This is a genomic window from Cognaticolwellia mytili (genome assembly GCF_002104475.1).
In the GTDB taxonomy this organism is placed as follows: domain Bacteria; phylum Pseudomonadota; class Gammaproteobacteria; order Enterobacterales; family Alteromonadaceae; genus Cognaticolwellia; species Cognaticolwellia mytili.
The window spans coordinates 162241-183531 of record NZ_NBOF01000007.1 but is presented as its reverse complement, the minus strand read 5'-3'; the positions used below and the strand labels follow the sequence as shown (position 1 = coordinate 183531).

General features: G+C 38.2%; 15 protein-coding genes. 9 read left to right on the top strand and 6 right to left on the bottom strand.

Annotation, left to right across the window (positions count from 1 at the left end):
• Nucleotides 1–93: 93 nt before the first annotated feature.
• From B7C41_RS19245 to B7C41_RS19230, 4 genes are all read right to left on the bottom strand, one after another.
• Entirely contained in the window at nucleotides 94–2589 is a 2496-nt protein-coding gene (locus tag B7C41_RS19245) for an ABC transporter permease (protein ID WP_085300597.1), read from the bottom strand.
• Nucleotides 2586–3293, bottom strand: a complete 708-nt coding sequence (locus tag B7C41_RS19240; RefSeq protein WP_085300596.1) for an ABC transporter ATP-binding protein — start codon at nucleotides 3291–3293, stop codon at nucleotides 2586–2588. The genes B7C41_RS19245 and B7C41_RS19240 overlap by 4 nt, the downstream gene beginning before the upstream one ends.
• 84 nt (nucleotides 3294–3377) lie before the next feature.
• Complete coding sequence (locus B7C41_RS19235) at nucleotides 3378–4616, bottom strand: efflux RND transporter periplasmic adaptor subunit (RefSeq protein WP_085300595.1); 1239 nt, start codon at nucleotides 4614–4616, stop codon at nucleotides 3378–3380.
• A gap of 332 nt (nucleotides 4617–4948) precedes the next feature.
• Nucleotides 4949–5596, bottom strand: coding sequence for a thiol:disulfide interchange protein DsbA/DsbL (locus B7C41_RS19230; RefSeq protein ID WP_085300594.1), 648 nt, complete (start codon nucleotides 5594–5596; stop codon nucleotides 4949–4951).
• A 233-nt stretch (nucleotides 5597–5829) separates the two neighbouring features.
• On the opposite strand from B7C41_RS19230, the gene B7C41_RS19225 reads away from it, so the two are divergent.
• The 9 genes from B7C41_RS19225 (at nucleotide 5830) to B7C41_RS19185 (ending at nucleotide 20484) form a co-directional block, all read left to right on the top strand.
• A complete protein-coding gene (locus B7C41_RS19225) occupies nucleotides 5830–6579 on the top strand; it encodes a TIGR00266 family protein (protein WP_085300593.1) in 750 nt (249 codons plus the stop codon).
• A 51-nt stretch (nucleotides 6580–6630) separates the two neighbouring features.
• Nucleotides 6631–8028 carry a sodium:proton antiporter NhaD gene (nhaD, locus tag B7C41_RS19220; RefSeq protein WP_211279557.1) on the top strand — a complete coding sequence of 466 codons (1398 nt, stop codon included), beginning with the start codon at nucleotides 6631–6633 and terminating at the stop codon, nucleotides 8026–8028.
• Between the two features lie 159 nt (nucleotides 8029–8187).
• Nucleotides 8188–9528, top strand: a complete 1341-nt coding sequence (locus B7C41_RS19215; protein WP_085300591.1) for a sigma-54-dependent transcriptional regulator — start codon at nucleotides 8188–8190, stop codon at nucleotides 9526–9528.
• The gene (locus B7C41_RS19210; protein WP_085300590.1) at nucleotides 9515–10795 is read left to right on the top strand and encodes a sensor histidine kinase; all 1281 of its coding nucleotides are present in this window, start codon (nucleotides 9515–9517) and stop codon (nucleotides 10793–10795) included. Before B7C41_RS19215 ends, B7C41_RS19210 begins: the two co-directional genes overlap by 14 nt.
• 278 nt (nucleotides 10796–11073) lie before the next feature.
• Nucleotides 11074–12321 carry an HlyD family secretion protein gene (locus tag B7C41_RS19205; protein ID WP_085300589.1) on the top strand — a complete coding sequence of 416 codons (1248 nt, stop codon included), beginning with the start codon at nucleotides 11074–11076 and terminating at the stop codon, nucleotides 12319–12321.
• 44 nt (nucleotides 12322–12365) lie between these two features.
• A complete protein-coding gene (locus B7C41_RS19200) occupies nucleotides 12366–13070 on the top strand; it encodes an ABC transporter ATP-binding protein (RefSeq protein WP_085300588.1) in 705 nt (234 codons plus the stop codon).
• 108 nt (nucleotides 13071–13178) lie between these two features.
• The gene (locus B7C41_RS19195) at nucleotides 13179–15611 is read left to right on the top strand and encodes an ABC transporter permease (protein WP_085300587.1); all 2433 of its coding nucleotides are present in this window, start codon (nucleotides 13179–13181) and stop codon (nucleotides 15609–15611) included.
• Nucleotides 15611–18067: an ABC transporter permease gene (locus tag B7C41_RS19190; RefSeq protein ID WP_085300586.1), complete on the top strand. Its 2457-nt coding sequence runs from the start codon at nucleotides 15611–15613 to the stop codon at nucleotides 18065–18067. The genes B7C41_RS19195 and B7C41_RS19190 overlap by 1 nt, the downstream gene beginning before the upstream one ends.
• Nucleotides 18067–20484: an ABC transporter permease gene (locus B7C41_RS19185; protein ID WP_085300585.1), complete on the top strand. Its 2418-nt coding sequence runs from the start codon at nucleotides 18067–18069 to the stop codon at nucleotides 20482–20484. Before B7C41_RS19190 ends, B7C41_RS19185 begins: the two co-directional genes overlap by 1 nt.
• An 84-nt stretch (nucleotides 20485–20568) precedes the next feature.
• Here B7C41_RS19185 and B7C41_RS19180 read toward each other — a convergent pair whose 3' ends face one another.
• On the bottom strand, nucleotides 20569–21006 hold the full coding sequence (locus B7C41_RS19180) for a hypothetical protein (protein ID WP_085300584.1): 438 nt from the start codon (nucleotides 21004–21006) through the stop codon (nucleotides 20569–20571).
• Nucleotides 21007–21067: 61 nt separating this feature from the next.
• Nucleotides 21068–21277: a cysteine-rich CWC family protein gene (locus tag B7C41_RS19175; protein WP_085300583.1), complete on the bottom strand. Its 210-nt coding sequence runs from the start codon at nucleotides 21275–21277 to the stop codon at nucleotides 21068–21070.
• Nucleotides 21278–21291 lie beyond the last annotated feature (14 nt).

The window sequence follows — 21291 nt, the reverse complement described above, 5'->3', positions numbered from 1 at the left end:
AAATATGGCTATACTCAACGGTGTATGTGCTGCGAGTGTAGCCATGAATTTAACGGTGCTCAAGTAAGAATAGTTAACTTAATATTGTTTAAACTACTCTTCACGTAACGCTTGCATTGGATCGGTACTAATAACTCGCCATGCGGGGGTTATCACCGACAAAATAACAATAACAATCAAGCTTATGTCTAAACCTGACATGGCAAGCCAATTAAATGATGGCAAAATTTCAAGCTGTTGTTCCAATGTTTGGTAAACAAATACTGAAATTACAAAGCCTAAGCCTAAACCGATCACTAACATCCATAAAGCATCTTTTAAAATAAAGCCAATCAATTTCATTTGCTTAGCGCCAGTCGCCATGCGTACGGCAAGTTCATATTTTCGTTGATTGGTGGTCATTTGTGTTAGCCCAGCAACACCGATTGCAGCTAGAAATAGTGTTAATAAGGTCATGATAACAACAATCGACATACTGAGGCGTTGCTCTAATGTTTGTTCATCCCAAACTTCTTCCAAAGATCGAACAGATAGATTACCAAGACGAGGAAACTGACGCATTAATTCATCTTCTAACATTGCCGTTGTCACGGTTTGGCCGGCAGGCATCATCACAGCAAAGTTTATTAAAGCACTATTTATCCGATGTGAATAAATTGCAGGGAAAGATAATGCCTCTGTAATACCTGTTCTGCTAATGGTATTGCCGCTAATACCATTGATTATTGGCTGAACAGCGCCTTCTTCTCGATTTAATGCGACTGTCTTACCGATGATTTCTTGGTAAGCTAAGTCAGGAAATAACGCTTTTGCCATGTTTTCATCAATAATAATGCGACTCTCGTCATTATCAATTTGTGCTTGAGTTAAATTGGCTCCGGCAAGTAATGGAATTTCGTAAGCACTAAAATATTGAGCGCTCAGTGGTTTCATTTGATAAGTGATACGTTTACCACCGTTTTCTTCCGAGCGGTAGCCTGACAACCTAATTTCATTGGATAGCGGTGCGCTAGAATTGACGATAACCTCACTGTTAGCTACTTTATTTTCAATAACGGCAGCAATATCTGTTAATAGGCGATTCATTTCACTGTTGTGGTAATTGTCAGTATCTGCAGTCAGTTGCTCACGCCATTCTTCGTCGCTAATGGATAATTCAACACTATAACTATTGCCAAGTTTATAACCAACATCACGATATACTGATTGATAGCTTTGTAAAGCCACCATAATTGAAGCGGTTAACAAGACTGACGCAATAGATAACTGTGAAACCATTAACACCTTGCTCAGCCATTGGTTACTTTGAGCTTGGATACCTTTACCGCTGCTGTTGAGGTTATCAGCAATTGCATGTTTGTTAATATCAACCAGTGACAAGGCACTAAATAAGATGTTTAAGATTATAATAATGAGCAGCGACATTAAAACAGTCAGCATATTAATACCTATATCGTCAATCATAGGCATGCTATCGCCTGCAATTAGCGGTAAGCTTTTAATTGCCCAACCAGCGACAAGTAAGCCAACAATCGCAGCCAGTAAGAAGCTTGGTAAATTTTCTAAGAAAACTAATGCTCGAACCTTAAATAGACTAGCGCCAAGACTGATTTGAATGGCGAACTCTTTGGTGCGACTTTGATAATGAGCGATAAATAAATTTAATAAATTTAGTGTCGCCATAAATAGTAAGCCGCATACCGCGAAAAATAACGCCACAATAAGGTCTTCGGTGTCTCCGAGTAGATTACTACGATACGGTGCTGTCCTAACAACCTTATTCATACTGTCCATGAAATTTAATGTTTCTTCTAGATTATCGCTATTAATATTGTTTTTAACGTAGTCGAGTAGCCATTGTTCTGTTTGTGTTTGGCTTGGAAGTGTAATGGCGCCGCTGACGCTTTTATTAACCAGGTAGCCTAGGTCATTTCTTATTTGACCGACATCTGCAGGCTCAGATAAAGTCGCCTTTAAGTTGGTTATAAACCAGATTTGTTGCGGTAGTATTAGATCGTTGCTGGTAACTGACATAACATCTTCAACGATACCCGCAATAATATAAGACTGGCTGTTCACTTCTAGTTGTTTGCCTAATGCTGATTTAGCGCCTGAAAAAACGTATTGCCATAAACTCTCTGAAATCCAAACATATTTTTCAGGTGCCGCTTTAGTGGTATTTTCACCTAATATTAAGTTAGTCCCCAAAACATCGAGGATATTGTCGGATGCATTGTAAAGTGTTGTTGGGTAAGTGACGTTGTCGACGGTAATCTCTTGCTCAGAGGGCGAGATACCCGCCCATTCTCCTAGATCAGAAAACGTTTCTTGGAAAGATGCCAGTCTTCTCATATTCCAATAGGAAATACTTAAAACTTTTGACGGTTTGAAATTAAGTTCAAACGTTTGTAGCTGTGCTTCGTTCTTTACGCCCTGTAGCGGTTGGTAAAGTAAGGTAGAAGAAATCGCGACAACACTTAATACTGCGCCCAAGGTCAGGCCTAACGTCAAAATTAATGGAATACTCAGTTTAGGTAGAGAAAATACACGGGCAACACCGCCAATAAGCGACTTTTTAACTAAGCTCATGCAACCCCCTGTAAACTCTTTTCACTATTAATTTGAGCAACAATTTTTCCATCTAACAGTTGTATTTGACGACTGGCACAACGAGAGTAGCGACTGTCGTGAGTAACCATAACAATAGTGGCGCCATCACTATTAAGCTTTTCTAATAATGCCATTACTTGATCGCCATTTTTGCTGTCTAAGTTACCAGTTGGCTCATCAACTAAAATGAGATCAGGGCTACCAACTAAGGCACGAGCAATAGCGATACGTTGTTGTTGACCACCAGAAAGCTGGTTGGGGCGATAACTTTTTCGATGCAACATATCAACCTGTGATAGTACCTTTTCTACACGTTTTTTGATTTCTTCCTTGCTTGTTTTTCTATGCTCTAATGGCAAAGCAACATTGTCAAAAACAGTTAAATGGTCAATAAGATTAAAAGATTGGAAAACATAGCCAATATGTTGATTTCTGATTTGTGTTCTTTGATCAACCTTTAATCCGTGAGTATCAATGTTAGATATTTTATAATCACCTTCGCTGGCGGTATCCATTAAGCCCATTATTGATAACAAGGTTGATTTACCACAGCCTGAAGGTCCTGTGATTGCAACAAACTCTCCTTGATTAATGGTTAGTGACACTCCTTGTAGTGCATGAGTTTCGATCTGTTGACCATCATAGTGTTTGTGGATATTTTTAATTTCTACGACTGTTTTCATTAGATTTCCTTATATGACCCTGTACGTTATATCGTATTTCTGTTGGTTTAGTTAGGTTTGTTGGGCTCGAAAGCTCAACAAACGCTAATGCTCGATTGTTAATTCTTGAAATTGGTTATATTTTGAAATGTCACTACTAACAATTTCATCTCCGGAGATTAGGCCTTCAGTGATGACTAATCGACCTTGTGAAAGCTCTGCAAAGCTGACATCACGTTGGCTTAGGGTATTCTCTGCTGTTTTGACGAAAACAGATTGCTTACTTTGTGGTCGAATGCCTGAAACTTGGTTAATAAATGTGGCATCTTCTTGATGCTTAACAAAAATTTGTGCTGAAATCGTTAGCGATGGACGGGCATTTGATGTCAATTTGTCATCGATGCTTGCTTCTGCTAGCACTGAGCCATTAGTGACTACGCTTTCTATGCGAGTAATGTGTGCTGCAATTTTTCCTTTTTGAGTATCAATAATAACCGGAGCATTGATATCAATTTGGTCTGCTTGATGTTGTGGTAGACGCAGGCGAGCAATTAACTGCTTGTTACTGCCTACCTTGGCTAATGACTCACCTAGTTGGACACTTTGACCAAGCTCAACTGCCAAATTTTGTAGTGATCCAGCGATGCCTGCTTTTACCTGCATGTCGTCAAGTTGCTCTTCAAGTAATGACAATTGGGCTTGTTGTTGAGATACCGTAATATCACGTTGAGTTAGCTGATAGCTCTGCATGTCGATAAATTGCTGGTACTTCTTTTTTTCGAAGATAAGACGCTTTGATTGCTGTTTTACGGCGAGGCCCGCTCTTTGTAGTTCAATTTTTGATGCTACACCTAAAGTCATTAAATTTTCATTAACAGAGAGCTCTAATTTTGCTTTCTCAATTTCAGCTTCGATATCAGCAATGCGTCCTTGATAGTCAAGTCGTTCACTTTGTTGCTCATACTTAAAAGCTTCTCGCTGCGCTTCTAATTGCGCTAATTCACCACGTGCCTGACCAACCTCTTGTTCTAGTTTAGGGTTAGCAAGCGTTAAGATTATAGTGTCAGCGTGTACTTGAGTACCGGGACGAACTAGGATTTCGGCGACTTTCCCTAATGCAGGTGCTGTTAATAATCGCTCTCGTGCTGAGGCAAACTCGCCATAGGCATTGCTGTATATGTCAACGGCACCACTTTGCACGGTTTGCAAGGTAATTTCATTTGCCATGATGGTTTTGTTGTTCGTGCTAGTTACAGCTTGGGCTGTATAAGCAAGAGAAAGTATAAATAGTCCAAAGGCTAACCACTTTTTCCATTGTGTTTTTTGCTGTAATTCAATTTTCATGGGCAGTATTCTTAATGAGTGTTGAATACAATATTGAAATATTTATACCAGAAGTTTAAAAGTCATATTTAACATGAGGTTAGTGTTTTTTGATTGTTGGTGAGTGTTTGAATTTGTTCGGTTTTGAAAGTTAAATGTTCGCTTTTGAATCGTACTTTGTTGGTAGTAATTAGATGTAAATTGTCAAAAATTAGTGAGTAAACTATGATAAAAAATGACATGAAGATAATGATTGTTATCTTTCAGAAAAATGAAAGCCTTGAATACATTTTAGGTGTATATACCCAAGAATTTTCAAGTGACTTGGGTATAGAGCTTAAGGTGAATAGTTACTAAAGCGTAAATAAATAGGTTACTAATTGATTATACTCAGCAAAGAAATTATTTCTGTCGAGTGATTTGCTATCAATTAGATATTTACCGTTTACTACCATGGTTGGAACACTAGTAAGTTGTCGGCTTTTTGATAATTTATCCTGAGTTTTCTTTTCTTTTTTAGCTTGGCCAACCACTGAAAAGCTCTTCATGCCTTGATCGAACTTTTTTTCATCGCCGCCGCTTAAAACAAAAATATTACGAATATCTTTTTCATTGTTAATTGTAGCTCTATCTGTTTGTAGGTATTTAAAAACAGCATCAGAGAATTTTTTATCAACACCTGTTTTTTCAGCAACTATCAGTGCTTTACTCAGCATAAATTGAATTTCTGGTGAAGTGTGGCCCATAAAATCGACATGTACCTTATTGAGCTTGGCATGCGCTGGCATCACTTTTATAAACCCCTCTAAATAAGGTTCATAAGCCCGACAAGTAGGGCAGTAATAAGAGAAGTATTCACTTAATTCAGGCTTGGTGGTCTTTTTCTCGGCGACAACGATATAATGCTTACCTTCTTCAAACTTTACGGCATAACTGCTAAACGTAGAGGCAAGCAGCAGTGTTGCCATTAGACCTGTTATTAATGTCGCTATTTTTTTCATACTGAATACTTCCTAGTGTCTAAATGAAAAAGAACCTATATTGCCTAACTCTAAAAACGCATTTTTAATTAGTTTGGCTATAGGTATTTAATGAGTTGAATAATAGACAGTTTCATCGTGAAAATGTTCACTAATAAATGTAAAAATTCATGTCTAATAGTTAGCTTGACTAGCCAATGAGGTTGTAATTTGTTTTGATAGTACCTTATGTTGCCAACAACCAAGGAAAGATAATGAGAAGCCATGAAATAGATTATAAAATTATTGGTCAGTCAATGCAGATGGTCGAAATTGAGCTCGACCAAGATGAAACCGTTATTGCTGAAGCCGGTGCAATGAATTACATGGAAGATGGCATTGAATTTGAAACAAAAATGGGTGATGGTTCAGATGTTAACCAAGGCATTATGGGGAAGTTATTCTCTGCAGGGAAACGCATGATGACAGGCGAGTCGGTATTTATGACTCATTTTACCAATCATGATAATAACCGTAAAACAGTAGCCTTTGCCGCACCTTATCCTGGTTCAATTATTAGTGTTGATCTTGCTGATATTGGTGGTGGTGTTACTTGTCAAAAAGATGCCTTTTTATGTGCAGCGTTAGGGACCAAGATAGATGTCACTTTTAACAAACGTTTAGGTAGTGGTTTTTTTGGCGGCGAAGGCTTTATTTTAGAGCGTCTTGAAGGTGATGGTTTAGCATTTTTACATGCTGGCGGTACAATCATAGAAAAAGAGCTTAACGGTGAAACTTTACGAGTTGATACGGGGTGTTTAGTTGGTTTTAGTGATGGCGTTGATTATGATATTGAAATGACTAAAGGCTTAAAAAGTATGCTGTTCGGTGGCGAAGGCTTATTTATAGCGACGCTTTCTGGCCATGGTAAAGTTTGGTTGCAGAGTTTACCGTTTTCTCGTTTAGCTGACCGTATTATTCAGCATGCACCTAAAATTGGTGGCAGTAATACTGGAGAGTCTTAAGTCTTAAATGAAAAATTGAGTTACGTAAGTTCTGAGTAAAGTGGAAGGTAGTTGGTTTTGAAATTATTATTAGTCATATTAAGTGTATTAGCCTGCTTCCCTACTTTTGCGAATGGAATATCTACCGAAGCAATCTCGTTGACTTCGCATTGGGTTGGCTTTGCTGCGTTAGCGATCTTTGCTCTAGCTTACGTATTCGTGATATTTGAAGAAAAATTTCATATGCGTAAGTCTAAGCCGATGTTGTTAGCGGCAGGACTTATTTGGGTATTCATTGCTGTAATATACCAACAGGTGGGTGACATTCACTCAGCTGAAGTGGCGATTAGGCATAATTTTTTAGAATATGCCGAGCTATTTTTCTTCCTCCTTGTTGCCATGACTTACATAAACTCTATGTTAGAGCGGCAAGTATTTGATGCCTTACGAGATGTTTTAATCATTAAGGGCTTTAGTTATCGAGCTTTATTTTGGTTAACGGGCATTTTGGCTTTTTTCATTTCGCCAATTGCCGATAACCTAACAACCGCCTTGATTATGTGTGCGGTAATACTTGCAGTTGGGCAAGGAAAGCCAAAATTTATTGCTATTGGCTGTGTCAATATTGTGGTTGCTGCAAATGCTGGCGGTGCATTTAGCCCATTTGGTGATATTACAACGCTAATGGTTTGGCAAAAGGGACTTATTGATTTTGAAACATTCTTTAAATTATTTATACCTTCAGTAGTCAACTTTTTAATACCTGCATTGATTATGCAATTTGCTTTACCATTAGGAAAACCTGATGCGATCGCAGCGGAACAAGTAAAAATTAAAAAAGGTGGCTTGGTCATTGTTGGCTTATTTCTAGCGACAATAGTAACGGCTGTTAGCTTCCATAATTTCCTTCATTTACCACCAGTGTTTGGCATGATGACGGGATTAGCCTATTTGAAATTTTATGGTTTCTACCTACGAGAATTTGGCAACACACACATTGATAAATCAGACATCCCTACCAGTCACGAAGTGGAAGATGACTTTGATATCTTCGATAAAATCGCTAAAGCCGAGTGGGATACTTTATTCTTTTTCTATGGGGTTATTCTTGCCGTTGGCGGTTTGGGTTTTATTGGTTACTTATCATTAACCTCGAGCTTTATTTATGGTGAGCTTGGGCCAACAACAGCTAATATTCTAGTGGGTATATTGTCAGCTATTGTTGATAATATTCCGGTGATGTTTGCGGTATTGTCGATGCAACCAGAAATGAGTCAACTACAGTGGCTACTCGTTACGTTAACTGCTGGCGTTGGTGGAAGCTTACTCTCAATTGGCTCTGCTGCTGGTGTTGCTTTAATGGGGCAAGCGCGCGGCCAGTATACTTTTTTTACTCACTTAAAATGGACTCCGGTGATCGCACTAGGGTATTTCGCCAGTATTTGGGTGCATTTTCTCGTTAATGGCTAAGGCCATTTTGTTTGAAAGGCGAAGCCAACTAAAAACAACCCAGCGACCTAGTCTTGCTCACAATAGCTGAAATTAAATGAATAATTAATTTTTCGTTTAGTGTAATTTTTACGTTACCATGTCGACATCATTGTATTTATTGTTAGGTTATGTTCCCCCATGGCTTGTATTTTAGTCGTAGAAGATCGCCCTGATATTCGCCTGAGTCTCGCGATTCTACTTGAAGGACAAGGTTATCAAGTCATCGAAGCTGACAATCCTCAGATGGCACAAGTTATGTTGCAGTCACACCCAGTGTCTTTGATTATTCTGGATATGAACTATTCGTTAGATACATCATCTGGTGATGAGGGCATTGCATTTCTAACGTGGCTACAAACCATGAAAATAACTATTCCACGTGTGGCGATGACAGCGTGGTCAAATACCGATTTAGTTGTGCAAGCAATGAGGTTGGGGGCTACAGATTTTATTGAAAAACCGTGGCGAAATAAGCAGTTGCTGCATGTCGTTGAACAGCAGCTAAGCTATAACACCTTGCAGCAACAAAACACGCAACTGAAACAACAATTATCTGATAGTAAGCGTGATGAGTATCAATGGCAGTCACCCTGTATGATACAACTCAACAAGAAGATAACAGCGGTTGCTGATACTGATGTCAGTGTGTTATTGACCGGAGATAATGGTACAGGGAAAAGCGACTTAGCGCGAAGTATTCACCAGCAATCTTTACGAAAAAATGAAACGCTTATCTCTGTGAATATGGGCGCAATTTCAGAAATGCTATTTGAAAGTGAAATGTTTGGCCATAAAAAAGGCGCATTCACTGATGCAAAAAACGCTCGTGTTGGGCGTTTTGAACTTGCTGAAAAAGGTACATTGTTTCTTGATGAAATTGCCAATATTCCGTTGTCACAACAAGCAAAGCTACTGCGAGTGTTAGAAAATGGCGAATATGAAGTATTGGGCTCTAGTGAGACAAAAAAATCAAATATTCGAATTATTTCTGCTACCAATGGCAATTTTTCTGATCTGTTGGTAAAAGGCTTGTTTCGGGAAGATCTTTACTACCGTTTGAATACTATTGAGTTTCGCGTGCCAGCTTTAAAAGAACGAACCGAGGACATTATTGCCTTAACCGAATTCTTTATTAGTAAGTTTTGCACTAAATATAAGCGTGAAATTAAAGTACTGAGCTTATCGGCAAAAAAAGCATTACTTGATTATCATTGGCCGGGTAACATTCGAGAATTATCACATCTTGTTGAGCGGGCGCTATTGCTGGCGCAAGAAAGTGAGATAACCGGTGAGGATTTACATTTATCACCCAAGTCTACAAATGACTCGATACCGTTTATGACATTGGCAGAAGCCGAGGTGAACTTAATCAAACAAGCATTAGCTGCAACAGAAAATAGTGTGCCCAAAGCAGCAATACTCTTAGGGTTAACTAAGTCATCAATGTATAGAAGAATAGAGAAATATGACCTTGCGTAAAACTGATTCTTTAGAGGGCTATTTACAATACAAGCTCTTGTGGTTCTTTATGCCAATCGCACTGTTTTTTGGCCTATGGACATGGCAACTCGCCATTAAATGGCAATGGATTCTTTTAGGTGAGCTTAGCATTTTAGGTCTGTGTTTATGGCTTAATGCCAGCATAAAAACCCGCGTGTTAAAGGCGTTTACTCGTGCAACCTTGCATATCGATGCTATTACGCAGGAAGACTATAACCAATTTGCTAAATCAGCATTTTCTAGCGGTAAAGTTAAAGACTTTCATCAACAGTTAAAACAGCTAAGTATACAATTACAAACGCAAAAGTCGCGTCATGATCAGCACGCCTTTCTTGTCTATCAATTAATTGGACAGTTAGATACACCTGTACTCGTTTTCGATCAAAAACAGCAATTAACCTTTGGAAACGATGCTTTTTCGCAGCTGTTTAAGCAGCCCTGGCAAATGATTCGCCATGCCTCAGCTGATTTACTCGATCTTGAGTATGCCGGCGGCGCATGGCAGTTTAAAGACGGTAGTCGTCGGAAAATGTGGCAAATACGTAGTAGTGAGTTTTTAAATGATGGGCAAACCCATCAATTATTAGTTTTTATTAATATCGAATCAGCACTGCGAGAAAACCAGCTAAAAGCTTGGCAACAAATTATACGAGTATTGACCCATGAAATCCGAAACTCTCTAACGCCGGTTTCTTCTATGGCTGAAACTTTATTGGATAAATCTGATAATGAACGCGACAAAATGATACTCAATGTTATCACTGAGCGTTGCCTGCATTTGCAAAACTTCGTTAACCGATATAGTTCATTGTCGCAGGAATACCAATTGAGCTGCCAAAATCTGTCGGTTGAATTTATCACTAAGTCGATTGCTAATATGTACCCTAGCCTTACTGTTACTTCAACAGGTAATGCTACTGAAGTTTGGGCTGATCGCACTTTTTTCGAGCAAGTTATGATTAACTTAGTTAAAAATGCACAAGAGGCTGGCGCAAATAAAGTTGAGTTAAACTTCACTAAACAAGAACAATTTACCGTGATTGATATTGTTGATAATGGTCAAGGCTTTAGTCATTTAGAGAATCTTTTTGTCCCGCTATATACTACCAAGTTACAAGGACAAGGAATCGGACTTAGTTTTTGCCGTCGAGTTATTGAACAACATCATGGCATGTTGGAATTGCATAATAATGACGAGAAGGGTGTTACAGTGATGATTGTGTTACCTGTTCATGCGGAGAGCTAATGAGCTATTTTTCCGCTTTTTTTAGTAAAGAAAATAGCGATTAGTTGTAGAGAAAAAACAACTAGCCACTATATAAATGCACTCAATAAGAAGGCACTGTTTTCTTGTTTTGGTTGCTCCCAAAGTCCGATAACGAACTTTTTTGCAGTTCATTATCGGACTTTTTTGTTCTTTGAACTTAAGTTTTGTTTTATCTTTATGTTTTTTAATGTAATTATTTTTGGCATAAGAATAGCTATATAAAGCTGTGATGTAATTTAACAAAAGAAAATACGCATATGGACGTAGTTAAAACTAAAGCAAGAAAAAATCTAATTAATAAAAAAAATGTCAGTATTTTTAGTATTTCTTTAGTCATATTATTGCTTTTAATTTTTACTAAATCGACGCTCAATCAGGTGAGTATTGCAAAGAAAGAGCTATTGTTTGCCACGGTAAAAAATGGCGATATTGATGTTACTGTCGAAGGCTATGGCAAGCTAGCGTCTGAAAAACTACAACTGATCACGACATTAACCCGAGCTACAGTTAAAGAAATACGCTTAAAACCAGGGGCGAAAGTCTCGAAAGAAAGTGTCATTGTAAAGCTGGCTAACCCTGAGCTATTGCAGCAAGTTGAAAATGCTCAACAAGAGCTAGCACAAATAAATGCTAACTTACGGCAGCTAAAAGTTAACCAACAACGTGAGTTGCTTGATGAAGAAAGCCAATTGGCAGAATTAGAAGCATTGTTTGAAACGGCACTGTTAAGACGAAGCGCGGAAGAAAAGCTTGTCAGTGAAGGCATAGTTTCTCAACTTGCTTATAAAGAAAGTGTACTTAATGAGAAACAGCTTAGTAGGCGAATCGAGATATTACATAAAAGAGTTACGCAACTTTCAGTCGTACATAAGGAAGGCATTAATATTGTACTTGAACGCATTAAGCAGCAACAAGGTAAGTTGAATGTTGCCATTAATCGTATGGAAAAATTAGATGTTAAAGCCGGTTTTGAAGGTGTGCTACAAAAGCTATCTGTCACTTTAGGTCAAAGCTTATCACCGGGTCAAGAAGTTGCCTTAATTGGTAGTATGAAAGAACTTATTGCTTTAATACGTGTGCCACAGAGCCAAGTTCAGCATGTTGTGGTTGGGCAAAAAGTAGAAATTGACACCCGACAAGACAAAATAATGGGAATGGTTACTCGAATTGATCCTATCGTTGCAGACAACACGGTAGAAGTAGAAGTGTCACTACCAAAATCATTACCCAATAGTGCGAGACCACAACAAAACGTTGATGCTGTTATTACTGCAAAAACCCTACGCAATATCAAATATATCGCTCGTCCAGTAAATGCAGTAGCAAAAACTATTACTGAACTTTATCAAATTAATAATGCAGAAGACCAAGCGACTAAAGTGTCGATTGAGTTTGGTGAAAAAACAGGAAAGTTTATTGAAATTATACGAGGGGCTGATACCGATGACCGATTTGTTATTTCAGATCTAAGTAACTATTCCAACAAAGAAATTACGCTTAATTAAATTATTTAAGATGCGAATGTAAGCAATTAATAAAGGATGATGAAATGACAACAGCACTATTAACCATGAAGAAAATATCAAAAGTATTTGAAACTGAAGAGTTAGAAACCCATGCACTTAAAGATATCAGTTTTACTATCAATAAAGGCGACTACGTTTCGATATCAGGTCCGTCGGGTTGTGGAAAATCAACATTACTATCGATTATGGGCCTATTGGATGTATCGACAACCGGAGAATATTTTATTGAAGGAGTGAATGTTACCGACCTAACGCTTGATCAAGCAGCTGAAGTAAGAAATGCAAAAATTGGCTTTATATTTCAGTCATTTAATTTAATTGATGAATTATCAGTATTCGATAACGTTGCGCTTCCTCTGAGATATAGCAGTGAAAAACCTAATAGCAAAAAAATTAAACAGAGAGTTACACAATGTTTAGAGCAAGTGGGTTTATCACACCGTATTGCTCACAAGCCTAACCAACTTTCAGGTGGTCAGCAGCAACGCGTGGCAATAGCACGTGCGCTAGTTGCTGAACCGGCAATATTGCTAGTTGATGAGCCAACAGGAAACCTTGACTCTAAAAGTGGTGACTTAGTGATGGACGTACTAGAAAAACTTAATGAGTCAGGCACCACTATTTGCATGGTAACGCATGATCCTAGATATGCGGATATGGCAAAAACAAAAATTCAATTACTTGATGGCACTATTTTGCAAGCACCGCTAGTGAAAATAGCTAGCTAGTACTGACAACAATAGAATAAAACCATTAAATTTTAACGGGCTATCTCTAAGTGTTTACACTGACTTAGGAAGGCTCAGGAGCTAGGTTTTAATGCAGGGTAATGGAATATGAGTCTATATTTAATCAAACAAGCATATTTAAGTTTAAAAAATAAACCTGTTTTTATACTCGGTGTGGTTTCAACCATGGGTATTACATTAGGGGCTTTGCTGTGTGTATTAACATTGGCTTACGTGATGTTGTTAAAGCCGTTACCGTACCCTGAACAAGAACGACTTGTTAAAGTGATTTATTCACAATACGACGACCAGTTAATGGCAACAAACAATACTTTTATCCACCCTGCTGCAATCGAGCTTTACAATGAGTTTAATAAAAATAAAAGCATCATTAGCCATACTGCTATTTCATTTTATACCGAAGAAATAATAACCTCAGACCAAAGACAGCCGAAGGTGAATACACTTTATACGACACCTGAGTGGTTCAACTTATTAACACCGCCGATGGCTAAAGGACGATACTTTAGCCAAGAACATAGCTTGAATCATTATACTCCTGGTGCGGTCATTAGCTTTTTAATGTGGAAAAATTTATTCAATGGTCAAGACAATATTTTAAATGAAAGCGTCATTATTAATGGTGTTAGCCATCCGATAATAGGGGTCACCGCACCATCATTTTTTGAACCTCAACTATTTCAAGAGGGTCGTGCTAACCAGTTATGGCTCCCTTGGGATTATAATAATTCTGAATACCAACAATACTGGTTATTGCCAGATAAAAATATTGTTATGTTTGCAAAGCTGGCGCCAAAAACAAATATTAAACAAGCTGAACAGCTATATTCAAATATTGCGAATGACTATTATCATAGCCAAGTAAGCGGGCAGTCAGATGTCAAACACTGGACCATAAAGACTACTTTTACTCCATTGAAAGATGTGTTCATAAAAGATAATTATTATGTGCTCATGCTTTTATTGGCAGGAGCTATAGGCTTAGTGTTGATTGCAGCGAGTAACATTACCAATCTATTTATTGGTCGTACTGCCAGCTTGCATCGGTCTATAGCGATAAGCATGGCTATGGGGGCTAATAAACGGCAGATAAATGAAGCACTTTTTATTGAAGCTGTGTTATTGCTGCTTTTGTCGACTATTGCGGCATTAAGCTTATCAGAGCTTGGCTTTGAAGTTTTACGGTTAGCATTTACAGATCAGTTACCTAGGGTTCAAGAATTAAGTTTGCATGCCCTTGTAATTATTATTATCACTTTAATTGCTCTGTGTTTGGCTTACTTTTTTGTTAAATTAAGCATTAAAACCATTAATGCTACCTCTTTGTTGCAGGCGCTAACTTCTAGTGGCAAAGGGAACGCTAAGCAAATCCCTAGAGCTATAAGTTTTTGGTTGATGTGTAGTCAAATAATATTTTCAGTGGTATTGGTTTTTTCAAGTGGGGTCTTGATTAAAGACATTGTTCAACAATTAAGTAAACCTTTAGGCTTTAGTGCTAAAAATATTGTAGAAATGGAATTTTCTGTCGCGACTTTAGAACAGCTTGGTTGGGAGGAGTATGCAGATAAAGCAAAAGAGTTGGCTCAGCAGCTACGTTTATTACCTGAAATTGCAGAAGTAAGTTTTGCACGCACGCCATTAAATGACAATTTTAAATTTTCCGTGACCGATATTAAAACATCGAAAAAATACTATCCATTTCATCGTAATGTTGACCAGCATTATTTAGAAGTGGTGGAGCAACGCATACTTATCGGTACGGGGTTTAGTGAGCAAGATGTTAGTGACCAGACACCTGTTGCGTTGATCAATGAAGCATTTTCACAGCAACTAGCTTTGAACCATCTAGATGTTATTGGCCATAAATTATCTGTTGATGGCTCGCTGCCGTTTACTGTTATCGGCGTCATTAGCAATTTGCAATTGCCGACGAAACGGGAGGTTCCTGCTCGCTTTTATTTAACCAATTATGGTACGGCAACATACTTACTATTAAAACTTAAAGAAAATATGACGCTCAACCGAGCCCAAATAATAGAAACCTTGAATGATATTGATAGTCAATTTGCATTAACTAAGTTAGATAAGCTAAGTGATAGTATTAATGTCGTCAATATGAAGTATGTAGTGGTTATGACTACGGCTCTTATACTAGTTATTTTAACCTTAGTGCTCTCTGCTATCGGCCTTTATGGCATCTCAAGTTATTCAACTAGAATACGTCGTTTTGAGATTGGCACTCGTATAGCAATAGGTGCCAAAGGCAAAGATATTACTAATATGATATTTAAAGATAATATCGCTGCATTATCTATGGGGTTAATAATAAGTACGGTTATATTATTAGTTTTATATTTCAGCTTTAGTGACAACTTAACTGCTTATATCAGCATAGAATTACTGCCGTTGTTTCTTATGACACTCGCTGTCATTTCGTTATTTTCAATGCTTGCCTGTTATTTACCGCTACGACAATACATTAACCAACCAGTTATTCATGCTTTGAAGGGTAATGAATAATGAGCTTATTTACCTATCAACTAAAGCAGGCGTATTCAGGCCTGAAGCAAAAGCCGGGTTTTGTTTTCAGTGTTGTGTCCACTATGGGCATCACGCTTGGCGCATTGCTTTGTGTATTAACTTTAAACTATTTGTTATTGCTTGAGCCGTTACCTTACCCTGAGCAAGAGCGAATTTTTGTTGCGCAGCACCATATTATCGACGCTAAAAAGGAAACTCAAAAAGTTGCTTTTAGTTATCCAGGTTTGGTGGAATTATACAAAAGTAGAGTTGCATTTGAGCAGTCTGCAATGCTCTATTATAGCCAAGATGTGATCACTTCTCATCGTAATCAACCATTGGTTAATACGACCTATGTTACACCTGAGCTACATCAAATTTTAGCCTCGCCAATGGCGCTAGGTCGAATGTTTGAGGCGAGCGAGGCTTTAAACACCAATAGTCCTGTCGCTATGCTCAGTTATGTTACTTGGCAACAAGCATACGAAGGTCGTGCTGATATTCTGCATCTAAAAATAAATATTCGCGGTGTTAGTTACCAAGTTATTGGTGTGCTGGCTGAAAATTTTGTTGAACCGGAGTTGGCTGAAATTGGTCGTGAAACGCAGGTTTGGTTGCCTTGGGATTTCAATGTAGAGAGCGCCGAGAGTAGATATAACTTTGGTAATATTCAAAATAACTTTCACTTTATTGGCCAGCTAAAGAAAAGTGTTAATCAAAGCCAAGCGCAGCAACTAATAACTCCTTTGGTGAGTGAGCTATGGCAAGAAAAATTTGTTGCTAAGTTTGATTTTTTCCAAGGCTGGTCAGTTGATATGCGTGTTCGTTCGGTTAAGAACATAATGCTCGGCGAGAGTAAGTCTTTCGCGGTTATGTTACTTGCCGGTATTGTAGGTTTGGTATTGATCGCCTGTGCAAACATCGCTAATTTATTTATGTCACGTACTGCAGAAAAACACCGTCAAATGTCAATTCAAGCAGCAATTGGAGCCACTAAAAAACAATTGTTTAGCGCAATGTTGGCAGAAACCAGCCTATTAATGCTAATGGCTATTATATTTGCCTTGGTTATTGCCAAAACAGGTTTTTATCTGATGCAGCAATATTTGGGCGCGCTATTACCTAGAGTTAACGAGTTATCACTCAATCTAATCACGTTTGGTAGCGCTTTGCTGATTACTGCTATTTTGGCCTTATTTTTCGCTAAATTAACGACCAACATGATCAATTATCGCGGTTTAAATACTACGCTGCAAAGCAGTGGCAAGGGCAGTGGTTTACAGGTATCGAAAAAGACTCGCCAGATATTAATTGCTAGCCAAGTCGCCCTAGCGACATTATTGGTATTTGCCAACATCAGCTTACTTAAAAATGCTATGCGGACTATTAATGCACCGATAGGTTTTAGCACTAATAATATTTCGACTTTGGTTTTAAATTTATCTTCAACACAAGCCTATAGTCAGGAAGATGCAATACCTACTATGGCTGAGATTATGACAAAGTTGGAAGCCTTACCGCAAGTGGAATCCGTTGCACAAGGCAATTCACCTTTAGGTGGTTTTGGTATTAAAGCGCTTACCAAATCGACTGGTAATAAAAAATATACACCGTACTTTAAGAGGGTTGATCAACGATATTTCAATATGATTGAACAACCACTGTTACAAGGTGAAAATTTTACCATCATCGATCGCCGTGATAACAATAATAAGATGATTGTTAACCAAGCCTTTGCTCAACAATTAAAAGCTGATGGTGCTGTTATCGGTATGCTATTGCCATCAATAGGTGAGCCTGATTTTAAAATAGTTGGTATTGTTAAAGATATTACTATTCCCGGTGATACAGCTTTTGGCAGTGATGATACCGCTGCAAGTGTACCAAGAGTTTATGCTCCCAGTGGCCTTAGTGGCAGATCTTTTATGCTTAAATTTAAGCCAGGTCAGTCAGTCAGTCGGCAACAACTAGCCGCATTATTAGCTAAGATAGACTCAAGATACTCTGTTTTTAGTTTTAATAAAATCTCTGACAATCTTAATCAACGTTTATTTACTGAAATAACAACGGCCATTGCTACTGCAATGTTAGCGTTAATTACTTTTCTTCTTGCTGGTATAGGTTTGTACGGCATTTTAAGTTACAGCACACAAATGCGCCGTCTTGAATTAGGCACTCGTATGGCGGTTGGTGCAAAGCGGCACGATTTAACTTTAATGATCATAAAAGACAATGTGAACCCGATTGTTCTTGGTGTATTACTTAGCCTAATTACTTTGGTAAGCGGGTATTTTTTCTTTATTGATGCACTCTCGTTTTATATCACTTCGCAATTAATCCCAATGTTTGCTGTGACTATCTTTTTGATTTCCAGCCTTTCGCTTCTGGTTTGTTATTTACCGTTAAGAAAAATTATTAATTTACCTGCCATAAACAGTTTACGAGGAACTGAATAATGAATTCGTTTTTTTATCACATTAAACAAGCGTGGCTGAGTCTTAAGCAAAAGCCGGGCTTTGTATTCAGTGTTGTATCGACGATGGGTATCACCCTAGGTGCACTTATATGCGTATTAACATTGGCCTATGTCATGCTAATAAAGCCACTTCCTTACCCCGATCAAGATAGGCTCTTTCGGGTTGAACATCAGCTTATTAGCAATGAAGGGAAAGTAGATGGCGATGCGTACACGTACCCTAACTTAATGCATCTCTATAATAATCAAACGGTATTCTCTGAAAGCGTGTTGTCATATTTTGATGCAGCAGTGCTGACATCGATACCATCCGAGCCAATGATGACTATTTCGTTTGTTACACCACAATGGTTCGATCTTTTCGCGACTAAGCTAGCAAAAGGGCGAATATTTGAAGCAACAGAAAAGCTTAATAGTTATAGCCCTGTTGCCATTTTAAGCTATGAAACGTGGCAAAAAGAATTTGCCGGTAAAGACAATGTTTTGGGTGAAAAAATAACCTTTGGTGATAAAAGTTATCGTGTCGTCGGCGTAACTGCGCCTGATGATGTTGAATTGCCGTTAGCAGGACCTGGCTATAAAACTCAAATTTACCTGCCTTGGGATTTTAATCCCTTTACTGACGAACAGCGTAAATCTTGGGGGAATGATGATGGCAGTTTAACTTTCATTGGTAAACTTAAACCTGATTTAGTAGCTAACTTTTCAGCATCAAATATTAACCAAAAATTAACTCATCTGATTAACGAAAATTGGCAAAGTCATGTCTCAGACCGGCCGTTTTTTAAAGATTGGCGTATCAATATTGAAGTAAGCTTGGTTAAGTCTTATATCATCGGTGAGGGCAAACGTAGTGTTTACTTACTTATTATTGGCGCATTGGGGCTGGTACTTATTGCCTGTGCAAATATTGCTAATTTATTTGTCTCTCGCACGGCTGAACGTCAGCAACAATTGGCTATTAGAGCGGCAGTTGGAGCGTCTAAATCGCAATTATTTAAGACTATTATGGCGGAAATAGGCGTTGTTATGTTGCTATCGATGTTGCTAGCACAGGTATTCTCTTATGTCGGTTTTACTATATTGGCATACTCTCTTGGTGGTTTTCTTCCTCGACTAGGTGAATTATCACTAAATGCTTTCTCATTGTTAATATCAGTGAGCTTGTTAGTGCTATTAACGTTAATGTTTTCGCAGCTATGCAGAAGAATGATTAATTACCATGATTTGAATGCTACTTTACAAGCCAGTGGTAAAGGTAATGGTATTCAAGTATCCAAGCGAGTCAGAAATACCTTAATTAGTAGCCAAATAGCCATTGCGAGCGCACTAGTGTTTATCAATATCGTACTTTATATTGATGCCATGAAATTGGTGAAACAGCCATTAGGGTATGACACTGATAATAATATTGCTGTTGTACTGTCACTGACGAATATTGAACGTAGTTCACGTGCTGCTACCTTAACGAAATTAAAAACAGAGCTAAGAAATTTACCCCAAGCAGCAGCTGTTAGTCAGGCGATGAGGCCATCAATATTTGCTATTACAGCGTTGATGGGGGATGCAAATTCAGAGCGTTATACTGCCAAGCGAAAAGATGTAGACGAAAAATACTTCTCATTAATTAATCAGCGTCTAATTGCCGGTGAAAACTTCAGTGCCGCTGACATTAAAGATGATAATGACGTTATGATCATTAATGATACTTTCGCGCAGCGGCTTGCTCCTGACGGTAACGCTATAGGTATGACATTTAATAATGGCGTACGAATTATCGGGATAGTTAAGAGTATTAATGTCCCTGGTAGAATGCGCGCTGAGTCTCGATTTTATATGCCTGCAAGTCTTGCTCGTAATATGTTAATAATTAAAGTAAAAGCAGGACAAAAACTACATAGAGAAGAATTCATTAAGGTATTAAAGGGGGTTAATACTCAGTTGAGTTTATTTAGCTATGCAGCTTTAACAGACTATAAGAGTGAAAGATTGTTTGTACCGATAACAACATCGATTGCGACAGCAGTATTAGCAATTCTAACGCTACTTTTATCGGCATTAGGGCTGTTTGGTATATTAAGCTATTCTAGCCAAATGCGCCGTTTCGAAATTGGTACGCGTATGGCCATTGGTGCAAAAGGTCGTGATATTGTTCAGCTCGTTTTTCGAGATAATGCTGGCGCAATACTTTCGGGGATTTTGGTAAGTGCGATTTTACTTAGTACATTGTCTGTTTTGTTTAATGACAGCTTGATTCAATACATAACACTAACGCTAGTCCCCATTTTCATGGTGACATTAGGGGTAATTCTTAGCATTGCATTCTTTGCTTGTTATGTACCGCTAAGACAATATATTCGCAAACCGGCCATTCATTCATTACGAGGTAGCGATTAAGGAAATGCCGTAGTGGTAGCAATTGTATCGTATTATTACTCTACAATGGCTGCCGCTAAATGAGTAACCACTCATAAGTTGGTGTTAATTAAGGTTCACCATAATGCGCTTAATTAATTTGGTCATTAAGCTGGCTTGGGCTTGTTGCAATTCTGCTGCACTATAAGTTGTGTCTAACACTTTTATACGCATAGAATAGGTTGCACCATGTCCCCAAGGCCACCAAATAACAGCAAGTGTAGGTGTTTTATCAGAAGCAGGACGGGTGAAAATCAATTGTTCTTTATTTAGGCTGGCGAGCTCTCCAAGTTCTTCTTTTAATGTCTTAGGAGCTTTTTTAATGTTCTTTTTGTTCCATTCCTCACTGAATAACTCACGTAGCGTTGCTAATATACGATCTTTTTTTTCCCAAGAAAATTCAGCTAATAAAGCCGACATTTGCTCCTCCCAGCGCCACGTTAATTCATCGCCGAGCGGTGTCGTGATCGTGTTAAATGCTAAGTCTTGTTGAGTATATTGCACAAATCTTCCATGTTTTTAGTCATTTATTGAATTAACGATATTAACACTTTCACAGCACATGTTAAGACTTATTGACAATTTCCACGGCATTAAACTTATCAACACATTGTTGACAAATACATGATTTTCCAGATAACTCTTGCGGCACTTGTGCTAACAACTCACGTTTAATATCACTGCTAACACACCAACAAGCCGCTGCACCGTTAACGCCACATAAATTGTTTTGTTGACATAATGGGCATTGGCTCTGATCAACAGGTATATTCATAAGTAAAAGCTCAA

Excerpts from the sequence above, each read along its gene's own strand:
- B7C41_RS19245 (WP_085300597.1), bottom strand. The coding sequence starts at position 2,589 with ATGAGCTTAGTTAAAAAGTCGCTTATTGGCGGTGTTGCCCGTGTATTT.
- B7C41_RS19240 (WP_085300596.1), bottom strand. The coding sequence starts at position 3,293 with ATGAAAACAGTCGTAGAAATTAAAAATATCCACAAACACTATGATGGT.
- B7C41_RS19235 (WP_085300595.1), bottom strand. The coding sequence starts at position 4,616 with ATGAAAATTGAATTACAGCAAAAAACACAATGGAAAAAGTGGTTAGCC.
- B7C41_RS19230 (WP_085300594.1), bottom strand. The coding sequence starts at position 5,596 with ATGAAAAAAATAGCGACATTAATAACAGGTCTAATGGCAACACTGCTG.
- B7C41_RS19225 (WP_085300593.1), top strand. The coding sequence starts at position 5,830 with ATGAGAAGCCATGAAATAGATTATAAAATTATTGGTCAGTCAATGCAG.
- B7C41_RS19215 (WP_085300591.1), top strand. The coding sequence starts at position 8,188 with ATGGCTTGTATTTTAGTCGTAGAAGATCGCCCTGATATTCGCCTGAGT.
- B7C41_RS19210 (WP_085300590.1), top strand. The coding sequence starts at position 9,515 with ATGACCTTGCGTAAAACTGATTCTTTAGAGGGCTATTTACAATACAAG.
- B7C41_RS19205 (WP_085300589.1), top strand. The coding sequence starts at position 11,074 with ATGGACGTAGTTAAAACTAAAGCAAGAAAAAATCTAATTAATAAAAAA.
- B7C41_RS19200 (WP_085300588.1), top strand. The coding sequence starts at position 12,366 with ATGACAACAGCACTATTAACCATGAAGAAAATATCAAAAGTATTTGAA.
- B7C41_RS19195 (WP_085300587.1), top strand. The coding sequence starts at position 13,179 with ATGAGTCTATATTTAATCAAACAAGCATATTTAAGTTTAAAAAATAAA.
- B7C41_RS19190 (WP_085300586.1), top strand. The coding sequence starts at position 15,611 with ATGAGCTTATTTACCTATCAACTAAAGCAGGCGTATTCAGGCCTGAAG.
- B7C41_RS19185 (WP_085300585.1), top strand. The coding sequence starts at position 18,067 with ATGAATTCGTTTTTTTATCACATTAAACAAGCGTGGCTGAGTCTTAAG.
- B7C41_RS19175 (WP_085300583.1), bottom strand. The coding sequence starts at position 21,277 with ATGAATATACCTGTTGATCAGAGCCAATGCCCATTATGTCAACAAAAC.